Genomic DNA, 21,189 nt, shown 5'->3' on the forward strand with positions numbered 1-21,189 from the left:
TGGCCCTTCGCGTACTTTTCCCGCGCCCAAAACAAAACCCCATCTGCTTTCGCAAATGGGGTTTCGGAATTTAATCTTGACGATGACCTACTCTCACATGGGGAAACCCCACACTACCATCGGCGATGCATCGTTTCACTGCTGAGTTCGGGATGGGATCAGGTGGTTCCAATGCTCTATGGTCGTCAAGAAATTCGGGTACTGAGTCGTGACCAAGTGGCCTCGCTTCAGCAAATTGGGTATGTGACAGCTTTCGGTGTTTTGTGAGAATCGAACTTTCGGTTCTATCGTCTTCACACACCGCAATCTGATGCTCTTTCGAGTAGTCAAATTGCTTGGGTGTTATATGGTCAAGCCTCACGGGCAATTAGTATTGGTTAGCTCAACGCCTCACAGCGCTTACACACCCAACCTATCAACGTCGTAGTCTTCGACGGCCCTTCAGGGAACTCAAGGTTCCAGTGAGATCTCATCTTGAGGCTAGTTTCCCGCTTAGATGCTTTCAGCGGTTATCTATTCCGAACATAGCTACCCGGCAATGCCACTGGCGTGACAACCGGAACACCAGAGGTTCGTCCACTCCGGTCCTCTCGTACTAGGAGCAGCCCCTCTCAAATCTCAAACGTCCACGGCAGATAGGGACCGAACTGTCTCACGACGTTCTAAACCCAGCTCGCGTACCACTTTAAATGGCGAACAGCCATACCCTTGGGACCGGCTTCAGCCCCAGGATGTGATGAGCCGACATCGAGGTGCCAAACACCGCCGTCGATATGAACTCTTGGGCGGTATCAGCCTGTTATCCCCGGAGTACCTTTTATCCGTTGAGCGATGGCCCTTCCATACAGAACCACCGGATCACTAAGACCTACTTTCGTACCTGCTCGACGTGTCTGTCTCGCAGTCAAGCGCGCTTTTGCCTTTATACTCTACGACCGATTTCCGACCGGTCTGAGCGCACCTTCGTACTCCTCCGTTACTCTTTAGGAGGAGACCGCCCCAGTCAAACTACCCACCATACACTGTCCTCGATCCGGATAACGGACCTGAGTTAGAACCTCAAAGTTGCCAGGGTGGTATTTCAAGGTTGGCTCCACGCAGACTGGCGTCCACGCTTCAAAGCCTCCCACCTATCCTACACAAGCAAATTCAAAGTCCAGTGCAAAGCTATAGTAAAGGTTCACGGGGTCTTTCCGTCTAGCCGCGGATACACTGCATCTTCACAGCGATTTCAATTTCACTGAGTCTCGGGTGGAGACAGCGCCGCCATCGTTACGCCATTCGTGCAGGTCGGAACTTACCCGACAAGGAATTTCGCTACCTTAGGACCGTTATAGTTACGGCCGCCGTTTACCGGGGCTTCGATCAAGAGCTTCGCGTTAGCTAACCCCATCAATTAACCTTCCGGCACCGGGCAGGCGTCACACCCTATACGTCCACTTTCGTGTTTGCAGAGTGCTGTGTTTTTAATAAACAGTCGCAGCGGCCTGGTATCTTCGACCGGCATGAGCTTACGGAGCAAGTCCTTCACCCTCACCGGCGCACCTTCTCCCGAAGTTACGGTGCCATTTTGCCTAGTTCCTTCACCCGAGTTCTCTCAAGCGCCTTGGTATTCTCTACCCAACCACCTGTGTCGGTTTGGGGTACGGTTCCTGGTTACCTGAAGCTTAGAAGCTTTTCTTGGAAGCATGGCATCAACCACTTCGTTAACTAAAAGTTAACTCGTCATCAGCTCTCGGCCTTAGAATCCCGGATTTACCTAAGATTCCAGCCTACCACCTTAAACTTGGACAACCAACGCCAAGCTGGCCTAGCCTTCTCCGTCCCTCCATCGCAATAACCAGAAGTACAGGAATATTAACCTGTTTTCCATCGACTACGCTTTTCAGCCTCGCCTTAGGGACCGACTAACCCTGCGTCGATTAACGTTGCGCAGGAAACCTTGGTCTTTCGGCGTGGGTGTTTTTCACACCCATTGTCGTTACTCATGTCAGCATTCGCACTTCTGATACCTCCAGCAAGCTTCTCAACTCACCTTCACAGGCTTACAGAACGCTCCTCTACCGCATCACTTACGTGATACCCGTAGCTTCGGTGTATGGTTTGAGCCCCGTTACATCTTCCGCGCAGGCCGACTCGACTAGTGAGCTATTACGCTTTCTTTAAAGGGTGGCTGCTTCTAAGCCAACCTCCTAGCTGTCTAAGCCTTCCCACATCGTTTCCCACTTAACCATAACTTTGGGACCTTAGCTGACGGTCTGGGTTGTTTCCCTTTTCACGACGGACGTTAGCACCCGCCGTGTGTCTCCCATGCTCGGCACTTGTAGGTATTCGGAGTTTGCATCGGTTTGGTAAGTCGGGATGACCCCCTAGCCGAAACAGTGCTCTACCCCCTACAGTGATACATGAGGCGCTACCTAAATAGCTTTCGAGGAGAACCAGCTATCTCCGAGCTTGATTAGCCTTTCACTCCGATCCACAGGTCATCCGCTAACTTTTCAACGGTAGTCGGTTCGGTCCTCCAGTTAGTGTTACCCAACCTTCAACCTGCCCATGGATAGATCGCCCGGTTTCGGGTCTATTCCCAGCGACTAGACGCCCTATTAAGACTCGCTTTCGCTACGCCTCCCCTATTCGGTTAAGCTCGCCACTGAAAATAAGTCGCTGACCCATTATACAAAAGGTACGCAGTCACCCAACAAAGTGGGCTCCCACTGCTTGTACGCATACGGTTTCAGGATCTATTTCACTCCCCTCTCCGGGGTTCTTTTCGCCTTTCCCTCACGGTACTAGTTCACTATCGGTCAGTCAGTAGTATTTAGCCTTGGAGGATGGTCCCCCCATATTCAGACAAAGTTTCTCGTGCTCCGTCCTACTCGATTTCATGACTAAGAGATTTTCGCGTACAGGGCTATCACCCACTATGGCCGTACTTTCCAGAACGTTCCGCTAATCTCAAAGCCACTTAAGGGCTAGTCCCCGTTCGCTCGCCACTACTAAGGGAATCTCGGTTGATTTCTTTTCCTCAGGGTACTTAGATGTTTCAGTTCCCCTGGTTCGCCTCTTACGCCTATGTATTCAGCGTAAGATAACCATCTTATGATGGCTGGGTTCCCCCATTCAGACATCTCCGGATCAAAGTCTGTTTGCCGACTCCCCGAAGCTTTTCGCAGGCTACCACGTCTTTCATCGCCTCTGACTGCCAAGGCATCCACCGTATGCGCTTCTTCACTTGACCATATAACCCCAAGCAATCTGGTTATACTGTGAAGACAACATTCGCCGAAAATTCGATAATACTCAAAACTGAGTAACTCACAAATTTTACCTTAGCCTGATCCGTTACCAGTGAAAGTAACGTTCAGTCTATCTTTCTATCACATACCCAAATTTTTAAAGAACGATCTAATCAAAGACTAGAAATCAACATTCACCATCATCACGATGGAATGCTCATTTCTAAGCTTTCAACAAACAGAAGCAGTAGTGGTGGAGCCAAACGGGATCGAACCGTTGACCTCCTGCGTGCAAGGCAGGCGCTCTCCCAGCTGAGCTATGGCCCCGTATTTCTACAGGCGTTTCCCACACAAAATTGGTGGGTCTGGGCAGATTCGAACTGCCGACCTCACCCTTATCAGGGGTGCGCTCTAACCAACTGAGCTACAGACCCAATTTCGGGCTGCTTCTTTATCGTCTTCTTCAATGAATCAAGCAATTCGTGTGGGAACTTATGGAGCAGCTGATGTCGTCGATTAAGGAGGTGATCCAGCCGCAGGTTCCCCTACGGCTACCTTGTTACGACTTCACCCCAGTCATGAATCACACCGTGGTAACCGTCCTCCCAAGGTTAGACTAGCTACTTCTGGTGCAACCCACTCCCATGGTGTGACGGGCGGTGTGTACAAGGCCCGGGAACGTATTCACCGCGACATTCTGATTCGCGATTACTAGCGATTCCGACTTCACGCAGTCGAGTTGCAGACTGCGATCCGGACTACGATCGGTTTTATGGGATTAGCTCCACCTCGCGGCTTGGCAACCCTCTGTACCGACCATTGTAGCACGTGTGTAGCCCAGGCCGTAAGGGCCATGATGACTTGACGTCATCCCCACCTTCCTCCGGTTTGTCACCGGCAGTCTCCTTAGAGTGCCCACCATAACGTGCTGGTAACTAAGGACAAGGGTTGCGCTCGTTACGGGACTTAACCCAACATCTCACGACACGAGCTGACGACAGCCATGCAGCACCTGTCTCAATGTTCCCGAAGGCACCAATCTATCTCTAGAAAGTTCATTGGATGTCAAGGCCTGGTAAGGTTCTTCGCGTTGCTTCGAATTAAACCACATGCTCCACCGCTTGTGCGGGCCCCCGTCAATTCATTTGAGTTTTAACCTTGCGGCCGTACTCCCCAGGCGGTCAACTTAATGCGTTAGCTGCGCCACTAAAAGCTCAAGGCTTCCAACGGCTAGTTGACATCGTTTACGGCGTGGACTACCAGGGTATCTAATCCTGTTTGCTCCCCACGCTTTCGCACCTCAGTGTCAGTATTAGTCCAGGTGGTCGCCTTCGCCACTGGTGTTCCTTCCTATATCTACGCATTTCACCGCTACACAGGAAATTCCACCACCCTCTACCATACTCTAGTCAGTCAGTTTTGAATGCAGTTCCCAGGTTGAGCCCGGGGTTTCACATCCAACTTAACAAACCACCTACGCGCGCTTTACGCCCAGTAATTCCGATTAACGCTTGCACCCTCTGTATTACCGCGGCTGCTGGCACAGAGTTAGCCGGTGCTTATTCTGTCGGTAACGTCAAAACAATCACGTATTAGGTAACTGCCCTTCCTCCCAACTTAAAGTGCTTTACAATCCGAAGACCTTCTTCACACACGCGGCATGGCATGGCTGGATCAGGCTTTCGCCCATTGTCCAATATTCCCCACTGCTGCCTCCCGTAGGAGTCTTGGAACCGTGTCTCAGTTCCAGTGTGATGATCATCCTCTCAGACCAGTTACGGATCGTCGCCTTGGTGAGCCATTACCTCACCAAACTAGCTAATCCGACCTAGGCTCATCTGATAGCGCAAGGCCCGAAGGTCCCCTGCTTTCTCCCGTAGGACGTGCGGTATTAGCGTCCGTTTCCGAACGTTATCCCCCACTACCAGGCAGATTCCTAGGCATTACTCACCCGTCCGCCGCTCTCAAGAGAAGCAAGCTTCTCTCTACCGCTCGACTTGCATGTGTTAGGCCTGCCGCCAGCGTTCAATCTGAGCCATGATCAAACTCTTCAGTTCAACATCTTTGGGTTTTTAAGAAACCCTAAACTTGGCTCAGCAATCGTTGGTCACATCTTTGATTTCTCGCGGAGTAACTTGTGATGCTGATAATCTTGTTGACTATCAGTCTGACTCCACAAGCACCCACACGAATTGCTTGATTCAGTTGTTAAAGAGCGGCTGGTTAAGATCTTTCGTCTCAACCGAGGCGCGCATTCTACAGCAGCCTCATTTGCTGTCAAGTGATTATTTTCAGAAGCTTTCGAAGAATTCTTCAACAACTTCAACCACTTGCGCTTCAGATCTCTCATCAGCGGGAGGCGAATTCTACAGCGTTACACGCTGCTGTCAACACCTCTTTTTCAACTTCTTTCTGGCTTCGATGAACTGAAGCAACCTGCTGCCGAAACTCACATAACTCATTGTTTACCAAGGAGTTTTCCGTTTCGACTGCACCGGAAGTGGGGCGAATTATAGACAGTTACAATTCGCCGTCAACCTTTAATTACGCTTTTGTTGCAGAAGATGCTTTTTTAGCAATAAGACGTGGAATTCGGCGCATCACTGGCGGTAACCGCAAGACCAAAAGCAGCGCACCTATAGAAGCATAGATAGCCCACTCCTTCAGATCGGCCCGCACGATCCACAACATATGCAGCAAGCCCAGCCCGAGAATCACGTAAACCAGACGGTGCAGCTTCTTCCACCGACTCCCCAAACGTCGCTGGCTATAGCGATTTGAAGTCACCGCCAACACCAGAAGCGACAAGAAGCCCAGCGCCCCCACAATAATGTAAGGCCGCTTGCGCAGCTCCACCCCCAACTGCGACCAATCGAGCCCAAGGACAAACACGCAATAAGCCGCCAAATGCAGCACTACATAAGCAAAGCACCACAGCCCCAACTGCCGCCGCACAGCTATCCACCCCGCCCAACCGCTCAACTTCTGCAACGGCGTCATTCCAAGGGTGATCAGTAAAAGGATCAACGTCCCCAGACCCAGCCGATCCACCAGCACTTTGCCCGGATCAGGCCCGAGAACGGAGCTCCACGCTTCGTATAGCCAGAACAGCGGCCACACTGCCGCCGCGATAAACACGCCGAGGCGCCAGATCGGATAGCGCATCAGTAGTTCTTCCGCAAATCCAGGCCACTATAAAGAGAGGCAACTTCATCCGAGTAGCCGTTGAACATCTGCGTCTCACGCACATTGGGACTGAACAGCCCACTCGGCAGGCGCCGCTCACGCGCCTGAGTCCAACGCGGATGATCAACCGTAGGGTTCACATTCGCGTAGAACCCATACTCATCCGCCGCAATACTCTGCCAGGTGGTTTTCGGCTGCTCACTGACCAGGCTGATGCGCACAATGGACTTCACGCTTTTGAAGCCGTACTTCCACGGCACCACCAAACGCAACGGAGCACCATTCTGGTTAGGCAACTCACGCCCGTACATGCCAACGGCGAGAATCGCCAAAGGGTTCATCGCCTCATCCAAGCGCAACCCTTCTATATAAGGCCAGTCGATCAGACCAAAGCTTGAGCGCTGGCCCGGCATGCTCTTCGGATCCTGGAGCGTTTCAAACCGGATGTACTTGGCCTTGGAGGTCGGTTCGACTTGCTTGAGCAAAGCCGAGATCGGGAAGCCAATCCAGGGGATGACCATCGACCACGCCTCAACACACCGCAAACGGTAGATCCGCTCCTCCAACTGATAAGGTTTCATGAAGTCTTCCAGGGCATAACGCCCTGGCTTTGCAACCTCACCATCAATCACAACACTCCAGGGCTCGGTCTTGAGCGAACCGGCGTTCGTTGCCGGGTCACCTTTGCCGGTGCCGAACTCATAGAAGTTGTTGTAGTGGGTTGCATCCTTGAATGGCGTTATCGCTTCGTCTTTTACCGTCACCGCCTGCCATTGGGTGCCAGGCAGTTTCTCGGCAAACCAATTCGGTGCCTTGCCCGGCTCAACATCGGCATAACGCGAGGCATCATCCGCACTGGCCCAACGCGGCAGGCTGCTGGCAGCGATACCGGCGAGCGCACCGCCGAGCAAGCTGCGGCGAGAGAAATAAAGGGATTCAGGCGTGACATCCGATTCGTGGCAATCGGACGCTTTTGGCAATTTGATTAACATGGCAACTCCGCAGCATTGGAGAACTGATGCACCAATAGACTGCGGAGTATGGGGGAAATTTACATTAAGGCAATGTTTTGTCCCGACGCAGGTGCAGCAAGTACTGCACCGGGCCGGACGCGGCATAGACCAGGAACGCCAGCAGCAGGATTCGCGGCGGATCACTGAAGACCACCGCAAACACCAGCACAACGGCCAGGATTGCCACAAAAGGCACGCGCCCCTTGAGATCCAGCTCCTTGAAGCTGTTGTACTTGATATTGCTGACCATCAGCATGCCGGCCGCCGCAACCATCAAGGCCACCAGGAACGACATCTTCGAACCCTGGATGCCGTAGTCGCTGAACGCCCAGACGATACCCGCCACCACACCTGCAGCAGCAGGGCTGGCCAGGCCGATGAAGTAACGCTTGTCGGCAGTGCCCACCTGGGTATTGAAGCGTGCCAGGCGCAACGCAGCCCCCGCGACATAGATAAAGGCGACCATCCAGCCGACCTTGCCCATATCACCCAGCGCCCAGGCAAATGCCAGCAACGCGGGCGCGACACCAAAAGGCGACCATGTCCGACAGCGAGTCGTACTCGGCACCGAAGGCACTTTGGGTATTGGTCATGCGAGCCACACGCCCATCGAGGCCGTCGAGCACCATGGCAACAAAGATTGCGATGGCCGCAAAACCGAAGTATTTGCTGGCACTGACCGCATCCCCCGCCGCCAGCGCACTTTGGGCGCTCATGGAGTTGATGATGGAATAGAAGCCGGCAAACAGGTTCGCCGTGGTGAACAGGTTGGGCAGCAGATAGATACCACGATGCCGGACCTTGCGGCCTTCCGCGTCATGCCCTTCTTCGACATGCTCATCGATCGGTAGCAGGCTTTCGGCGTCAGGAGCCTGGTTTGGCTCTTCGGGACGTTCGCTCATGGACTTTACCTTGCAACGGTGTGAAAAAAATTCGACTGATACTTGCGGCGAGTGTTTGCCCGCAAACGATGCAGCTTTATACCAGAACCGGCCCCCCAAACGAAAAAACGCGGCCTAAGCCGCGTTTTCCCTTGATGCGTACGACTTAGTTCTTGGCTTTGTCGACGATCTTGTTGGCACCGATCCACGGCATCATGGAGCGCAGTTGCTCGCCGATGACTTCGATACCGTGAGCGGCGTTGTTACGACGCTTGGCGGTCATCGAAGGGTAGCCGGTAGCGCCTTCGGTGATGAACATTTTGGCGTATTCGCCGTCCTGAATACGTTTCAGGGCGTTGCGCATAGCCTGACGGGACTCGGCGTTGATCACTTCCGGGCCAGTCACGTACTCGCCGTATTCGGCGTTGTTGGAGATCGAGTAGTTCATGTTGGCGATACCGCCTTCGTACATGAGGTCAACGATCAGCTTCAGTTCGTGCAGGCATTCGAAGTAGGCCATTTCTGGCGCGTAGCCAGCTTCAACCAGGGTTTCGAAGCCAGCTTTCACCAGCTCAACGGTACCGCCGCACAGAACGGCTTGTTCGCAGAACAGGTCGGTTTCAGTCTCGTCCTTGAAGGTGGTTTCGATGATGCCGGTACGACCGCCACCCACGCCAGCAGCGTAGGACAGCGCAACGTTCTTGGCGTTGCCCGAAGCGTCCTGGTAGATCGCGATCAGGTCAGGGATACCGCCGCCTTTGACGAACTCGGAACGCACGGTGTGGCCCGGTGCTTTCGGCGCGATCATGATCACGTCGAGGTCAGCGCGCGGCACAACCTGGTTGTAGTGGATCGCGAAGCCGTGGGAGAAGGCCAGGGTGGCGCCTTTCTTGATGTTCGGCTCGATTTCGTTCTTGTACAGCGCGGACTGGAACTCGTCCGGGGTCAGGATCATGACCAGGTCGGCAGCAGCAACAGCGGAAGCAACGTCAGTCACTTTCAGGCCGTGGGCTTCAGCCTTGGCAACGGTGGCCGAGCCTTTGCGCAGGCCAACGGTCACGTCCACGCCGGAGTCTTTCAGGTTGCACGCTTGAGCGTGGCCCTGGGAGCCGTAGCCGATGATGGCGACTTTCTTGCCCTGGATGATCGACAGGTCACAATCTTTTTCGTAATAAACTTTCATGAGGTTCCTCTATATATCCAGGCCGTAAGGCCATTCACTAATTTGGGTTAGATGCTGAGTACTTTGTCGCCACGGGCAATCCCGGTGACACCACTGCGTACCGTTTCCAGAATCGAGGCCGTCCCGATCGACTGGATGAAGCTGTCCAGCTTGTCGCTCGTACCGGTCAGTTGAACGGTATAAACGCTGGCGCTCACATCGACGATCTGCCCGCGATAAATATCGGTAGTACGCTTGATCTCGGCACGTTGAGCACCCGTGGCCTTGACTTTAACCAGCATCAGCTCGCGCTCGATGTGGGCACTTTCCGACAGGTCGACCAGCTTGACCACTTCGATCAGCTTGTTGAGGTTCTTGGTGATCTGCTCGATCACCTCATCGTGGCCCACGGTGGTCAACGTCAGGCGCGACAGGGTCGGGTCTTCGGTCGGGGCCACGGTCAGGCTTTCGATGTTGTAGTTGCGTTGCGAAAACAGACCGACAACACGAGACAGAGCGCCGGGTTCGTTCTCCAGAAGCAGGGAGATAATATGCCGCATGATTAAGTACGCTCCGTCTTGTTCAGCCACATGTCGCGCATAGAGCCGTCTTTGATCTGCATCGGGTAGACGTGCTCGCTGGTGTCCACCTTGATATCGATGAACACCAGGCGGTCCTTCATGGCGAACGCCTCTTCCATCTTCGGCTTCAGATCTTTCAGATCGGTGATGCGAATGCCGACGTGGCCATAGGCTTCAACCAATTTGACGAAATCTGGCAGCGACTCCATGTAGGAATGGGAGTGACGGCTGTTGTAGCTCATGTCCTGCCACTGGCGAACCATGCCCAGTACGCCGTTGTTCAGGCAGACGATCTTCACCGGAAGGCCGTACTGCAAGCAGGTCGACAATTCCTGGATGTTCATCTGGATGCTGCCTTCACCGGTCACGCATGCAACGTCGGTGTCCGGGAAGCTCAACTTCACACCCATGGCCGCCGGGAAACCAAAGCCCATCGTGCCCAGGCCACCAGAGTTGATCCAGCGGTTTGGCTTGTCGAACTTGTAGTACTGCGCGGCGAACATCTGGTGCTGGCCCACGTCGGAGGTCACAAAGGCGTCGCCCTTGGTCACTTCGCACAGGGTTTCGATCACGGTTTGTGGCTTGATGACGCTGCCGTCGCCCTTGTCATAAGGGAACAGGCCGCGGTCACCGCGCCATTCGTCGATCTGTTTCCACCAGCTGGCAACGGATTCCTTGTTTGGCGTTTCGCCGATGTCCTTCAGTGCTGCGACCATTTCGGTCAGCACACTTTCCACCGGACCTACGATCGGCACGTCGGCCTTGATGGTCTTGGAGATGGACGCCGGGTCGATGTCGATGTGGATGATCTTGGCATTCGGGCAGAACTTGCTCGGGCCGTTGATCACGCGGTCATCGAAACGTGCACCGACTGCCAGGATCACGTCGGCATGGTGCATGGCCAGGTTGGCGGTGTAGCTGCCGTGCATACCCAGCATGCCGACGAACTGTCGGTCGGTGCCCGGGAATGCGCCAAGGCCCATCAGGGTGTTGGTCACCGGCAGGTTGAGCATCTTGGCCAGTTCGGTCAACGGTGCGGAACCGCCGCCCAGAATCACGCCACCACCCGAGTACAGCACAGGACGCTTGGCCGCCAGGAGCATTTCTGCCGCCTTGCGGATTTGCCCCGAGTGCCCACGAACGGCCGGGCTGTAGGAACGCAGCTTGGCTTTCTTGGGGAAGACGTATTCGAATTTTTCCGCCGGATTGGTCATGTCCTTAGGGATATCGACCACCACCGGGCCCGGGCGACCGGACTGTGCAAGGTAGAACGCCTTTTTCATGACTTCCGGGATTTCCGACGCATGCTTGATCATGAAGCTGTGTTTCACGATCGGCCGGGAGATACCGATCATGTCGGTTTCCTGGAATGCGTCGGTACCCACCATGGTGCTTGGCACCTGGCCGGAAATGATCACCATCGGGATGGAGTCCATATACGCAGTCGCGATGCCAGTAATGGCATTGGTTGCGCCTGGGCCGGACGTTACCAGTACCACACCGGCTTTACCGGTGGCACGGGCATAACCGTCAGCCATATGGGTCGCGGCCTGTTCGTGGCGAACCAGGATGTGATTAACAGCCGGTTCCTTGAACAGCGCGTCGTAGACATGCAGCAGAGCACCACCTGGGTACCCGTAGATATAGTCGACGCCTTCGTCACGCAAAAAGCGGACGAGCATCTCACCACCAGATAAAAGCTCCACGTTGTTCACCTCTAAAACGCCAGAATACCGTCCGTTGAAAACCGACGGGTCTTAATAGGTTTACTTCTCAACAGAGCATGAGCGACGGTGGTCGCCGACTACGTCAGCACTGACTGAGCAAGTATTGGGATCGTCCCAAGTGTTGCGGGCTTTTCCCACCCAGCGCGAGGTAACGCGTTGCGGGTGTAACAGGTCGGCGCGGATGTGCGCCTCATGATCTGCTGAGCGGGCCTGCTTCTGGCAGTCCCGATACAGCGGACTTTGGATTCTTCTGTTTCAGGCCGTTCAAGTCAAGCAATAATTGCGCTTTTTTCCAACTAAGCGCATGAGAACGTAGAAGAAAGGGCTTTGAGGAGGGATAAAACTCGCCTGAATGTCGTCAAGCGGTAGAAATGTGCGCAAGACTGCCGGAAAACCCGGCAGTCAGGCAATTAACGAGCGTCGACGATCAATTGGTCGAACTTTTTCAGCGCGTTACGCAAGCCAAGGCTCTCTCGCGGGCGGTCGGCATACACCATCTCGGCCATTTCGAGGATGCCCGAGGCATTCGGCAACGGCAGGTCCTGTTCGAGGATCTGCTTCATGCGCGCCAGGAAGATCCATTGCAGCCACTGGTGAAAGTCCAGGGTATCGACCGAAAAGGGTTCGACACTGCTGAGCGCCTCGACGCTGGGGGACACCTCGTCCCACCAGCCCTGCACGCGCAATTCACGTTCAATCAGCAGCAACTGCTCGGCAATCGCAGGAAAACGCACATCCATCAGTAGGTAACCTTGCCTTTTTGCCGTGCCTGAGCGGCACCGGCGGCATCGCCTTGGGCGGCACGCGCATCACCGATCAGTGCCCACAGGTTGGCTTGCAGGTCGGGACGACCGTTGGCCAGCGTCAGGCCACGACGGGCGAACTGTTCGGCTTGCGGCGCATCACCCTGGGCCATGCGCACCTGGGCCAGGCGATACAGCACTTGCGGCTCGCGCGGTGCAACGCGCTGGGCACGCTCCAGGCTGGACGACGCGCCATTGAGATCGCCACCGGCCTGCTGTTGCTGGGCAGTGGTCAGCAGGGCCAGGACCGGGCCGTCCAGTTGCTCGTCAGCCGACAGGCCGCCGGAATTGGACGACGACGGAATGCCGCTTGGCGTCGATGGCATGTTGTAGGTGCCCTGGTTGATCGGCGCCGTTTGAATCGGCGTGGCATCGATCGGACCGGACGTACTTGGCCCCGGCGTCCACGGCTCGGCGCTGATCGGCGCGGCGGTAGCAGCACCGCTACCCGGCACCATCACCACGACGCCCGAATCCTGCGGCACAGCCTGCGGACGGGCCTGAGCAGGACGATTCGTCACGGTCTGGCGGAAGCCGCCAGTGGCCGAGATACGGTCGCTGTTGGACACCGCAGTGCTCGAATCCACCACAGGGATGGAGCCGCGCTGCACGCTGGAGCAACCACCGAGCAAAGCCAGAGTTGTAATAGCTGGAAACAACCACTTGTTCACGTGAAACCCTCTTTGCTTAATTCATCCAGCCTTTGACCCAATCCATCACCGAATCCGCGTCAGCAGGGGCACTGCCACCGCACGCGGCGCCGGGTGGTGGCTCGCTGCCGCGAATATACGGCATCTGTACCGCGCCCGGACAGTTGGCATCGGAGCCCTGCCCCGTGTGCGGATCAATCCAGGCCTGCACGATATTGTCCGGCTGCGGCATGTTCAGCGGCAGCGGGTCGGCCTTGCGCATGAAACTGGTCCAGACCTGCAGCGCACCGGTCGCGCCGGTGAACGGGGTCTTGCCGTTGTCATCACGACCCATCCACACCACCGCCAGCACATCCTGGCCGAAACCGGCGAACCAGCTGTCGCGCGAGTCGTTACTGGTACCGGTCTTGCCCGCCAGCGTCAGGTTCGACGGCAGCACCTTATAGACCGAGGCACCGGTGCCTTCACGCATCACGCGCTGCATGGCGTTCTGGATCAGGTAGATGGAACCTGCATCGAAACGCTGCTGAATCTGGAACGGATAACGCTTGAGCGGCTCACCTTCGGCGGTCAGTACGCTACGAATCCCACGCATCGGGGTATTGAAACCACCGTTGGCCAGGGTCTGGTATATGGTCGCGACTTCCATCGGCGTCATCGCGCCGGCCCCCAGCAGGATCGACGGGAAAGCCGGGAATTCACGGGTGATGCCCAGGCGAGCGAGGGTTTTCAACACATTCGGCACGCCCACTTCAAGCCCCAGGCGCGAAGTGGAGATGTTGTAGGAATGCGCCAGCCCCTGGTACAGGAACACCGTACCGTGGGAACGACGATCGAAGTTCTGCGGCGTCCACACCTGCCCATCGCCACCTTTGACCGACAGCGGGTCATCCGACAGCCAACTGGTCAGCGTGTATTTGCTCGGTTTTTCCAGCGCCGTCAGGTAGACCGCCGGCTTGACCAGCGAGCCAATCGGCCGCACCGCATCCAGTGCACGGTTGAAACCGGCAAAACTGGCCTGGCGGCTGCCCACCATCGCCTGGACTTCACCGGTCTCCGGGTTGGTCACGACCATGGCTGCTTCGACTTCATCGGCGCCTTTACGGCCCGTCATGCGCTTGAAGGTATCGTTAACCGACGCTTCGGCTTTCATCTGCAGGATCGGGTCGAAACTGGTGAAGATCCGCAGACCTTCTTCGGTCAAGTCTTCGTCGCGGTAGTCTTCACGCAGTTGGCGCTTGACCAGGTCGATAAAGCCCGGGAACGAACTGTCGGCCAGCTTGCCGCGCGTGGTGACGCCCAGCGGCATCTTCTTCGCCGCAGCCACTTGTTCAGCAGTGGCAACGCCCTGCTGTTCCAGTACATCCAACACCAGGTTGCGGCGCTCCAGCGCACGCTCCGGGTTGCGCCGCGGGTTGTAGTAGGACGGCCCCTTGACCATGCCGACCAGCAACGCGACCTGGTGCAACTTGAGCTCGGACAGCGGCTGGCCAAAGAAGAACTGGCTGGCTAGGCCGAAACCGTGCACCGCGCGCTGGCCGTCCTGACCGACGAAGACCTCATTGAGGTACGCCTCGAGGATCTCCTGCTTGCTGTAGTGCAACTCCAGCAGCATCGCCATCATGGCTTCGGTGAGCTTGCGGGTCAGGCTGCGCTCGTTGGTCAGGTAGAAGTTCTTGACCAATTGTTGCGTCAGCGTACTGCCACCCTGGGTCATCTTGCCGCCGGAGGTGTTCACCCAGACGGCGCGGGCAATCGACTTCGGCGAGACGCCCCAGTGGCTGTAGAAATCGCGGTCTTCCACGGCGACCAGGGTTTCGAGCAGGTACGGCGGCACCTGATCGAGCTTGATCAGGATGCGATCTTCAAGGTTCTTCGGGTAAATACCGCCGATCATCAGCGGCTCCAGGCGCACCACCGGCAACTTCGAGCCGTTGAGGGACGCCAGTTCGGCCACGTAGTCGCCGGAGAACCGCACACGCACCGGCTGGGCTTTTTCCAGGCCTTCATAGAACTGGAAGCCACGGGTGTTCAGATCGACGGTATTGCCGCTGACCGCCGCCGCGCCCGGGCCATTGCTCACAGGCTCACGGCGATAGCCCAGCGCGTCGAGCTCGGTGAGGAAGTCATCCTTGCTCAGCTTCTGGCCGGTGAACAATTCCAGCGGGCGTGCATACACCTTGGCCGGAATGGTCCAGCGCTTGCCGGAGAACTTCTCCTGCACCACGGCGTCGAGGTACACCGCAAAGCCGGCAAGTACCACAAGGCCCACCAGGCTGAGCTTGAGCGCCCAGCCCAGCCACGGGCGCAGGCCGCGGGAAGGAGGTTTTTTACGGGAACGGGGAGATCGGGTTCGAGTCATGGCGGCGGATTATACGCACTTTATTGATGATCAACATGAGCCGGACAGCGGTTTGCATGGCAGGCGTCAGCAGCCATAATGCCCGCCATGATTTCCCCCAGTCTTTGAAGGATCGCCCGTGAGCCAGTCCCTGATCGCAGCCCTGCAAAACCCGGCTTTGTACCCTCATCCGGTTGAAGCGTTCCAAGTTATCGAGACCCATATTTCCTGGGTCGTGCTCACCGGTCCTTACGCTTATAAATTGAAGAAGCCGATGAACTTCGGCTTCCTGGACTTCACATCGCTGGAAGATCGCGGTCACTTCTGCCGCGAAGAGCTGCGTCTCAACGCACGCCTGACCGAAGATTTGTATCTTGAAGTATTGCCGATCACCGGCACTGCCGACGCCCCGCAACTGGGTGGTGAAGGCCCGGTCATCGAGTACGCGCTGAAGATGCGCCAGTTCCCGCAGAGCCAGTTGCTCAGCACCCTGCAAGCCAACGGCGAACTGACCGCCGCGCACATCGATGAGATGGCCAAGCAGATCGCGCATTTCCACCTCACGGCGCCGAAAGTTCCGCAGGACCACCCGGCCGGTACCCCGGATGAACTCATGGCACCGGTGCGCCAGAACTTCGACCAGATCCGCCCGTTCCTCAGCGACAAGGCAGACCTGACTCAACTGGACGCCCTGCAAGCCTGGGCCGAAAGCAGCTTCGAGCGCCTCAAGCCGCTGTTTGCCCAGCGCAAGCTGGAGGGTTTCACCCGTGAATGTCACGGTGACATCCACCTGGGCAACGCCACCCTGATCGACGGCCAAGTCGTGATCTTCGATTGCATCGAGTTCAACGAACCCTTCCGCTTCACCGACGTCTACGCCGACACCGGCTTCCTGGCGATGGACCTGGAAGACCGTGGCCTCAAATCCCTGGCGCGTCGTTTCATCAGCCAATACCTGGAACTGACCGGCGACTATCAAGGCCTGGAAGTGCTGAACTTCTATAAAGCCTACCGCGCCCTGGTACGCGCGAAGATCGCGCTGTTCAGCATGCCGGGCGACGCGACCCCCGTGCAGCGTGCCACCAGCCTGCGCCAGTACCGCAACTACGCCAACCTGGCCGAAAGCTACAGCACCATCCCGTCGCGCTTCCTGGCGATCACCCACGGTGTTTCTGCCGTCGGTAAAAGCCAGGTGTCCATGCGCCTGGTTGAAGCGCTCGGTGCCGTACGCCTGCGTTCGGATGTGGAGCGCAAGCGCCTGTTCGGCGAGCAACAGGTCGAAAACATGCCACAGGCCGGCATCTATGCGGCCGATGCCAGCGCCGCGACTTACGCACGCTTGAATGAGCTCGCCGCGACCGTGTTGCGCGCCGGCTTCCCAGTCGTGCTGGACGCCACTTTCCTGAAGCGCGCACAACGCGATGCCGCCGCCAAGGTTGCCGAAGCCACCGGCGCGCCCTTCCTGATCCTGGATTGCAACGCACCACGCGCCGTTATCGAGAGCTGGCTGGCACAGCGTCAGGCGGATAAAAACGACCCTTCCGACGCCACACTGGCAGTTATCGACGAACAGCAGGCCAATCGCGACCCACTGACAGACGAGGAACTGCTCCTGAGCAAGCGCGTCGAGACCAATGAAAGCGGGACGTTGGACGCCTTGGTGGCGCACATCCGCCAGCGCCTGCCAGGTCTGTAAGAAATATTTCTTGGCCGTGTCACCTACTTTGGGCGCACGGCCAAGCGATAGTGGCACTATAATGGCGTCATAAATCCAACAGGAGTCGTTGTCATGAGTCAGCCCAAGCTTCTTGATACCCCGCTCTATTCGCTCCTGCATAAAGACGATATCCGCGGCTTCAACCAGGAACGCCCGAAAGGCGGCACCATCGACATGCGCGGCGGCGATTTCCGCGGGCTGGATCTACGTGACTTGAACGCTGAAGGCGTGGACTTCACTGACGCCTACTTCCGCTCCGCCGACTTGCGCGGCCTGGACTTGCGCGACTGCTCACTGGAGGGCGCCAGCCTGGCGCATGCACAAATCTCGGGCACCTACTTCCCGCCTGAACTGACCGCCGATGAGATCCTCATGTCGGTCAATTTCGGTACGCGCCTGCGCTACCGCACCAAGTAACCTCTTGCATAAAAAAGCCCGGAGCGCACCCGTGCGCCGGGGTTTGCGTCTGCCCATCCCAAAAATTCTCGCACCATTCTTATAAGCTTTTAGGCCGCTTCCGGCCAAAGAACCACGCTTTTCCTACTGAGCGCTACACTCCTTTTCAGGCTTGCCTGGTCACGATACCCACCGAACCATTCGGCCGTCGCAAGGAGGCTTGATGAACGATGAGCTGCAACACCTGAAAAACCTCGGCAAGACGTCAGCACAGTGGCTGCATGCGGTGGGCATCCACAGTGCGTCCGACTTGCGCCGCCTGGGCGCGGTCGATGCTTATCGAGCCGTGCGGACTCGCGGGTTCCGCGCATCGAAAGTACTGCTGTATGCAATCGAAGGGGCATTGATGGATGTTCACTGGAACGATATTCCAGCCGAACGCAAGGAGGCGTTGAACCGTCAATTGGAGGCTATTTCGGCGCGCCAGAAGAATTAGATCTGCGGCAAAACCCAGCATTTACGGGCATTCCGAACGGCCGTTTGAGAAAAGCAGAGGAGAGCGCAAAAACAATTGTTGACTCTCAAATGAGAATCGTTATGATTATCACAACTGGTCGCGAGATCAGCCGATAACTGAAAGACCATTGGTTCGGACTCTCAGATTATCTCCTCATCAGGCTAATCACGGTTATTTGACCCGGCTCTTGCCGGGTCTTTTTTTGCCTGGAGAAAACTGCCCGCCTCAGCGCGCAATGATCAGCGGATGCCCACGCTCCGGATGCGGCTGCACCAACACATCCAAACCAAACACTGCCTTGAGTGGCCCAGGCTGCATGACCTGCGATGGCGTATCCAGGGCATGGGGACGGCCGTCCTCCAGCAACAGAATCCGATCGCAATACCGCGCCGCCAGATTCAGGTCATGCAGGATCACCAACACGGCTGCACCGCGATCCGCAAAGGTGCGAATGGCCTGCAAGGTCGTGTGTTGATGCAAGGGGTCCAGCATCGACGTGGGCTCATCCAGCAACAATGTCTGCCCCGCCTCACCGGGCCATAACTGCGCCAGCACCCGTGCCAGATGCACACGCTGACGCTCGCCGCCAGACAGGGCGAGATAGCTGCGCCCGCTCAAATGCCCGACATCTGCCGCCTGCAAGGCTGCGGCGATGATTTCGTCATCGCGCACCCGCCCGCTCTGATGGGGCAAGCGGCCCATGCCGACGACTTCTTCGACGCGAAAAGCAAAATCCAGGGTCGAGGTTTGCGGCAACACTGCCAAACGCTGCGCACGTTGCGATCCGCTCCAATCTGCCAAGGGCCGCTGATCCAACCACACGCCGCCCTGGTCCGGCTGCAACTCACCACACAACGCCCCAAGCAACGTGCTTTTGCCCGCACCGTTGGGGCCCAGCACACCGAGCACTTCCCCCGGCAACAATTGCAGGGTGACATCCGCCAGCACGGTTTTGCGCCCGCGCCGGATCTGCAAATCTTCCACGCGCAACATCAGGCTCGCCCCCGCAACAACAGGTAGAGAAAAAATGGCGCACCGATAAACGCGGTCACAATCCCGATGGGCAATTCCGCCGGCGCCAGGGCCAGCCGTGCTACCAGGTCAGCGAACAGCAGCAAACTCGCCCCCGCCAGCACCGAAGCCGGCAGCAACACCCGATGATCCGGCCCCGCCAGCAAGCGCACCAGATGCGGCACTACCAGGCCGACAAACCCGATCATCCCCGCCGCCGCCACCGCCGCGCCCACACCCAGGGCCGTACAGAACACCAGTTCGCGCTTGAGCCGCTCAACGTCAATCCCGAGATGGCTGGCCTCCGACTCGCCCAGCAGCAGCGCATTCAGGGCCTTGGCCCGGCGCGGCAGCCACAGCGAGACAGCGGCGGCCACCAGCAACAACGGCCACAACCGCGAATAGCTGGCGCCGTTGAGGCTGCCCAGGTTCCAGAAGGTCAGGGTGCGCAACGTGGCGTCATCCGCCAGATAGGTAAACAAACCCACGGCCGAACTGGCGAGCGCCGTCAGGGCGATACCGGCCAGCAGCATCGTGGCGACATTGGTTTGGCCGTTGCGTCGCCCCAGCCGATAAACCAGCGCCGTGACACCCAACCCACCGAGAAACGCACACAACGACAACAGGTACGGGCCGAACACATCCGGCAAACCACCAAAAAACGTTCCACCGACAATCGCAATGGCCGCCCCCAGCGCCGCACCGCTGGACACACCGACCAACCCCGGATCCGCCAGCGGGTTACGAAACAAGCCCTGCATCGCCACACCCGACAACGCCAGCACGCCGCCGACCGCCAAGCCCGAGCAACGTGCGCGGCAAACGAATCTGCCCCAGGATCAGCTCCGCCTGCTCCAGCCCTTGGCCGTTGATGGGCACGCCCATCAGGCGCAATGCTGCCTTGAGCGTATCCAGCAACGGCAGACTGACCGGGCCCAGGGCCAACGACAGCCAGATCGCCAGCACACACAACAGCGCCAGCCCGATAAACAGCGTCTTGGGTTTAACAGGAGTGGTCATGGAGCAGGCTTGGCCTGGGACGGGTAAAACCCGGCGGACAATTGCACCAGGCTGTGGGGCAAGCGCGGCCCGAGCCCACCGACCAACAGCGTCGGGTCCAACTCAAACACCCGCCCACTCTTGGCCGCAGGGGTTGCCGCCAGGATCGGATTTTCCTTGAACAAGGCCGTCCGCGCCGCATCACCGCTCAGGGCGCGATCAGAAAACACCAGCACATCAGGGCTCAAGCCCGCCAGCGACTCCACGGAAAATGGCTTGTAGCCACTGTGGGTCGCCAGATTGCGCCCGCCCGCCTGTTGCAGCACCCAGTCTGCCGCCGTGTCTTTACCGGCGATCAGCGGCTTGCCGCCTGCATGGCCGAGCAACAGCAATACACCCGGGGCTTTTTGCATGGCTTGGGCCTTGGTCACCCAGCTTTTCTGCTGGTCCAGCGCCTTCTCATAGCCTGCAAACAATTCATGGGCCTTGGCCTCATCCCCCAACAGCTTGCCCAAGTGCTGGAGATTGCCTTGCAGCGTCGGCAAATCCGGCTGCGCCGAAAACATTTCCACCTGCACACCCGCGCTGCGGATCTGCGCCAGTACCGGCGGCGGGCCCATTTCCTCGGTGCCCACGAGGATCTGCGGGCGCAGGCTCAGGATGCCCTCCGCCGACAGTTGTCGCTGATAACCAATGCTCGGCAAGGCCTTGAGTGACGCCGGATGCTGGCTGGTGGTATCCACCCCCACCAGCTTCGACTCCCCGCCCAGGGCCGTCACCCACTCCGAAAGCGCCCCACCGGCACTGACCCAGCGTTGCGGCAGTTCAGAGGCTTGCGCCCCGTGGTTGACCAGCAGTCCGACAACAAGCGCAATAGCGCTGGTACTCAGGCGCATAACAGGGTTTCCTTCCAGAGGCGGGGCCTTACGAGCACTCAACGATGTGACAGATAATCCCTTCCGGGCATCG

At 57.4% G+C, this 21,189-nt stretch carries 13 protein-coding genes, 2 tRNA genes, 3 rRNA genes and 2 pseudogenes; 3 read left to right on the forward strand and 17 right to left on the reverse strand.

Going from position 1 to position 21,189, the window contains the following annotated elements:
• Positions 1-74: 74 nt before the first annotated feature.
• From rrf to mrcB, 14 genes and pseudogenes are all read right to left on the reverse strand, one after another.
• A 5S ribosomal RNA gene (gene rrf / locus PSH87_RS23940) occupies positions 75-190 on the reverse strand.
• 156 nt (positions 191-346) lie between these two features.
• Positions 347-3,238 (reverse strand): 23S ribosomal RNA (locus PSH87_RS23945).
• Between the two features lie 249 nt (positions 3,239-3,487).
• Positions 3,488-3,563, reverse strand: a tRNA-Ala gene (locus PSH87_RS23950).
• A 30-nt stretch (positions 3,564-3,593) separates the two neighbouring features.
• A tRNA-Ile gene (locus tag PSH87_RS23955) sits at positions 3,594-3,670 on the reverse strand.
• Between the two features lie 83 nt (positions 3,671-3,753).
• Positions 3,754-5,293, reverse strand: a 16S ribosomal RNA gene (locus tag PSH87_RS23960).
• Together the 16S, 23S and 5S rRNA genes with 2 tRNA genes alongside form the textbook arrangement of a ribosomal RNA operon.
• Before the next feature lie 487 nt (positions 5,294-5,780).
• Entirely contained in the window at positions 5,781-6,401 is a 621-nt protein-coding gene (msrQ, locus tag PSH87_RS23965) for a protein-methionine-sulfoxide reductase heme-binding subunit MsrQ (protein ID WP_017734126.1), read from the reverse strand.
• On the reverse strand, positions 6,401-7,414 hold the full coding sequence (gene msrP / locus PSH87_RS23970) for a protein-methionine-sulfoxide reductase catalytic subunit MsrP (RefSeq protein ID WP_017734127.1): 1,014 nt from the start codon (positions 7,412-7,414) through the stop codon (positions 6,401-6,403). Before msrP ends, msrQ begins: the two co-directional genes overlap by 1 nt.
• Before the next feature lie 64 nt (positions 7,415-7,478).
• A pseudogene (gene pssA / locus PSH87_RS23975) lies at positions 7,479-8,337 on the reverse strand (CDP-diacylglycerol--serine O-phosphatidyltransferase).
• A gap of 145 nt (positions 8,338-8,482) precedes the next feature.
• The gene (gene ilvC, locus PSH87_RS23980) at positions 8,483-9,499 is read right to left on the reverse strand and encodes a ketol-acid reductoisomerase (RefSeq protein ID WP_305431382.1); all 1,017 of its coding nucleotides are present in this window, start codon (positions 9,497-9,499) and stop codon (positions 8,483-8,485) included.
• Positions 9,500-9,546: 47 nt separating this feature from the next.
• Entirely contained in the window at positions 9,547-10,038 is a 492-nt protein-coding gene (gene ilvN / locus PSH87_RS23985) for an acetolactate synthase small subunit (RefSeq protein WP_003176102.1), read from the reverse strand.
• A 2-nt stretch (positions 10,039-10,040) separates the two neighbouring features.
• Positions 10,041-11,765, reverse strand: coding sequence for an acetolactate synthase 3 large subunit (locus PSH87_RS23990; protein WP_026136434.1), 1,725 nt, complete (start codon positions 11,763-11,765; stop codon positions 10,041-10,043).
• Positions 11,766-12,196: 431 nt separating this feature from the next.
• Entirely contained in the window at positions 12,197-12,526 is a 330-nt protein-coding gene (locus tag PSH87_RS23995; protein WP_017734131.1) for a YqcC family protein, read from the reverse strand.
• Positions 12,526-13,260, reverse strand: coding sequence for a M48 family metallopeptidase (locus PSH87_RS24000; RefSeq protein ID WP_305431383.1), 735 nt, complete (start codon positions 13,258-13,260; stop codon positions 12,526-12,528). Before PSH87_RS24000 ends, PSH87_RS23995 begins: the two co-directional genes overlap by 1 nt.
• A gap of 16 nt (positions 13,261-13,276) precedes the next feature.
• The gene (mrcB, locus tag PSH87_RS24005) at positions 13,277-15,601 is read right to left on the reverse strand and encodes a penicillin-binding protein 1B (RefSeq protein WP_305431384.1); all 2,325 of its coding nucleotides are present in this window, start codon (positions 15,599-15,601) and stop codon (positions 13,277-13,279) included.
• A gap of 118 nt (positions 15,602-15,719) precedes the next feature.
• On the opposite strand from mrcB, the gene PSH87_RS24010 reads away from it, so the two are divergent.
• From PSH87_RS24010 to PSH87_RS24020, 3 genes are all read left to right on the forward strand, one after another.
• Positions 15,720-17,276: a bifunctional aminoglycoside phosphotransferase/ATP-binding protein gene (locus PSH87_RS24010; RefSeq protein WP_305431385.1), complete on the forward strand. Its 1,557-nt coding sequence runs from the start codon at positions 15,720-15,722 to the stop codon at positions 17,274-17,276.
• Between the two features lie 93 nt (positions 17,277-17,369).
• Complete coding sequence (locus PSH87_RS24015; RefSeq protein WP_017734135.1) at positions 17,370-17,714, forward strand: pentapeptide repeat-containing protein; 345 nt, start codon at positions 17,370-17,372, stop codon at positions 17,712-17,714.
• 202 nt (positions 17,715-17,916) lie between these two features.
• A complete protein-coding gene (locus PSH87_RS24020; protein ID WP_017734136.1) occupies positions 17,917-18,189 on the forward strand; it encodes a TfoX/Sxy family protein in 273 nt (90 codons plus the stop codon).
• A gap of 246 nt (positions 18,190-18,435) precedes the next feature.
• Here the strand turns inward: PSH87_RS24020 and PSH87_RS24025 are convergent, their stop codons facing one another.
• From PSH87_RS24025 to PSH87_RS24035, 3 genes and pseudogenes are all read right to left on the reverse strand, one after another.
• Entirely contained in the window at positions 18,436-19,203 is a 768-nt protein-coding gene (locus PSH87_RS24025) for a heme ABC transporter ATP-binding protein (RefSeq protein ID WP_017734137.1), read from the reverse strand.
• Positions 19,203-20,187, reverse strand: a pseudogene (locus PSH87_RS24030) (FecCD family ABC transporter permease). Before PSH87_RS24030 ends, PSH87_RS24025 begins: the two are co-directional and overlap by 1 nt.
• Positions 20,188-20,237: 50 nt before the next feature.
• Complete coding sequence (locus tag PSH87_RS24035; RefSeq protein ID WP_017734139.1) at positions 20,238-21,116, reverse strand: hemin ABC transporter substrate-binding protein; 879 nt, start codon at positions 21,114-21,116, stop codon at positions 20,238-20,240.
• Positions 21,117-21,189: the final 73 nt, after the last annotated feature.

The organism is Pseudomonas sp. FP453 (assembly GCF_030687495.1).
Taxonomy (GTDB): domain Bacteria; phylum Pseudomonadota; class Gammaproteobacteria; order Pseudomonadales; family Pseudomonadaceae; genus Aquipseudomonas.

What these genes read in the sequence shown, in the direction of transcription:
- msrQ (WP_017734126.1), bottom strand. Translation starts at nt 6,401, where the DNA reads ATGCGCTATCCGATCTGGCGCCTCGGCGTGTTTATCGCGGCGGCAGTG.
- msrP (WP_017734127.1), bottom strand. Translation starts at nt 7,414, where the DNA reads ATGTTAATCAAATTGCCAAAAGCGTCCGATTGCCACGAATCGGATGTC.
- ilvC (WP_305431382.1), bottom strand. Translation starts at nt 9,499, where the DNA reads ATGAAAGTTTATTACGAAAAAGATTGTGACCTGTCGATCATCCAGGGC.
- ilvN (WP_003176102.1), bottom strand. Translation starts at nt 10,038, where the DNA reads ATGCGGCATATTATCTCCCTGCTTCTGGAGAACGAACCCGGCGCTCTG.
- PSH87_RS23995 (WP_017734131.1), bottom strand. Translation starts at nt 12,526, where the DNA reads ATGGATGTGCGTTTTCCTGCGATTGCCGAGCAGTTGCTGCTGATTGAA.
- mrcB (WP_305431384.1), bottom strand. Translation starts at nt 15,601, where the DNA reads ATGACTCGAACCCGATCTCCCCGTTCCCGTAAAAAACCTCCTTCCCGC.
- PSH87_RS24015 (WP_017734135.1), top strand. Translation starts at nt 17,370, where the DNA reads ATGAGTCAGCCCAAGCTTCTTGATACCCCGCTCTATTCGCTCCTGCAT.
- PSH87_RS24020 (WP_017734136.1), top strand. Translation starts at nt 17,917, where the DNA reads ATGAACGATGAGCTGCAACACCTGAAAAACCTCGGCAAGACGTCAGCA.
- PSH87_RS24025 (WP_017734137.1), bottom strand. Translation starts at nt 19,203, where the DNA reads ATGTTGCGCGTGGAAGATTTGCAGATCCGGCGCGGGCGCAAAACCGTG.
- PSH87_RS24035 (WP_017734139.1), bottom strand. Translation starts at nt 21,116, where the DNA reads ATGCGCCTGAGTACCAGCGCTATTGCGCTTGTTGTCGGACTGCTGGTC.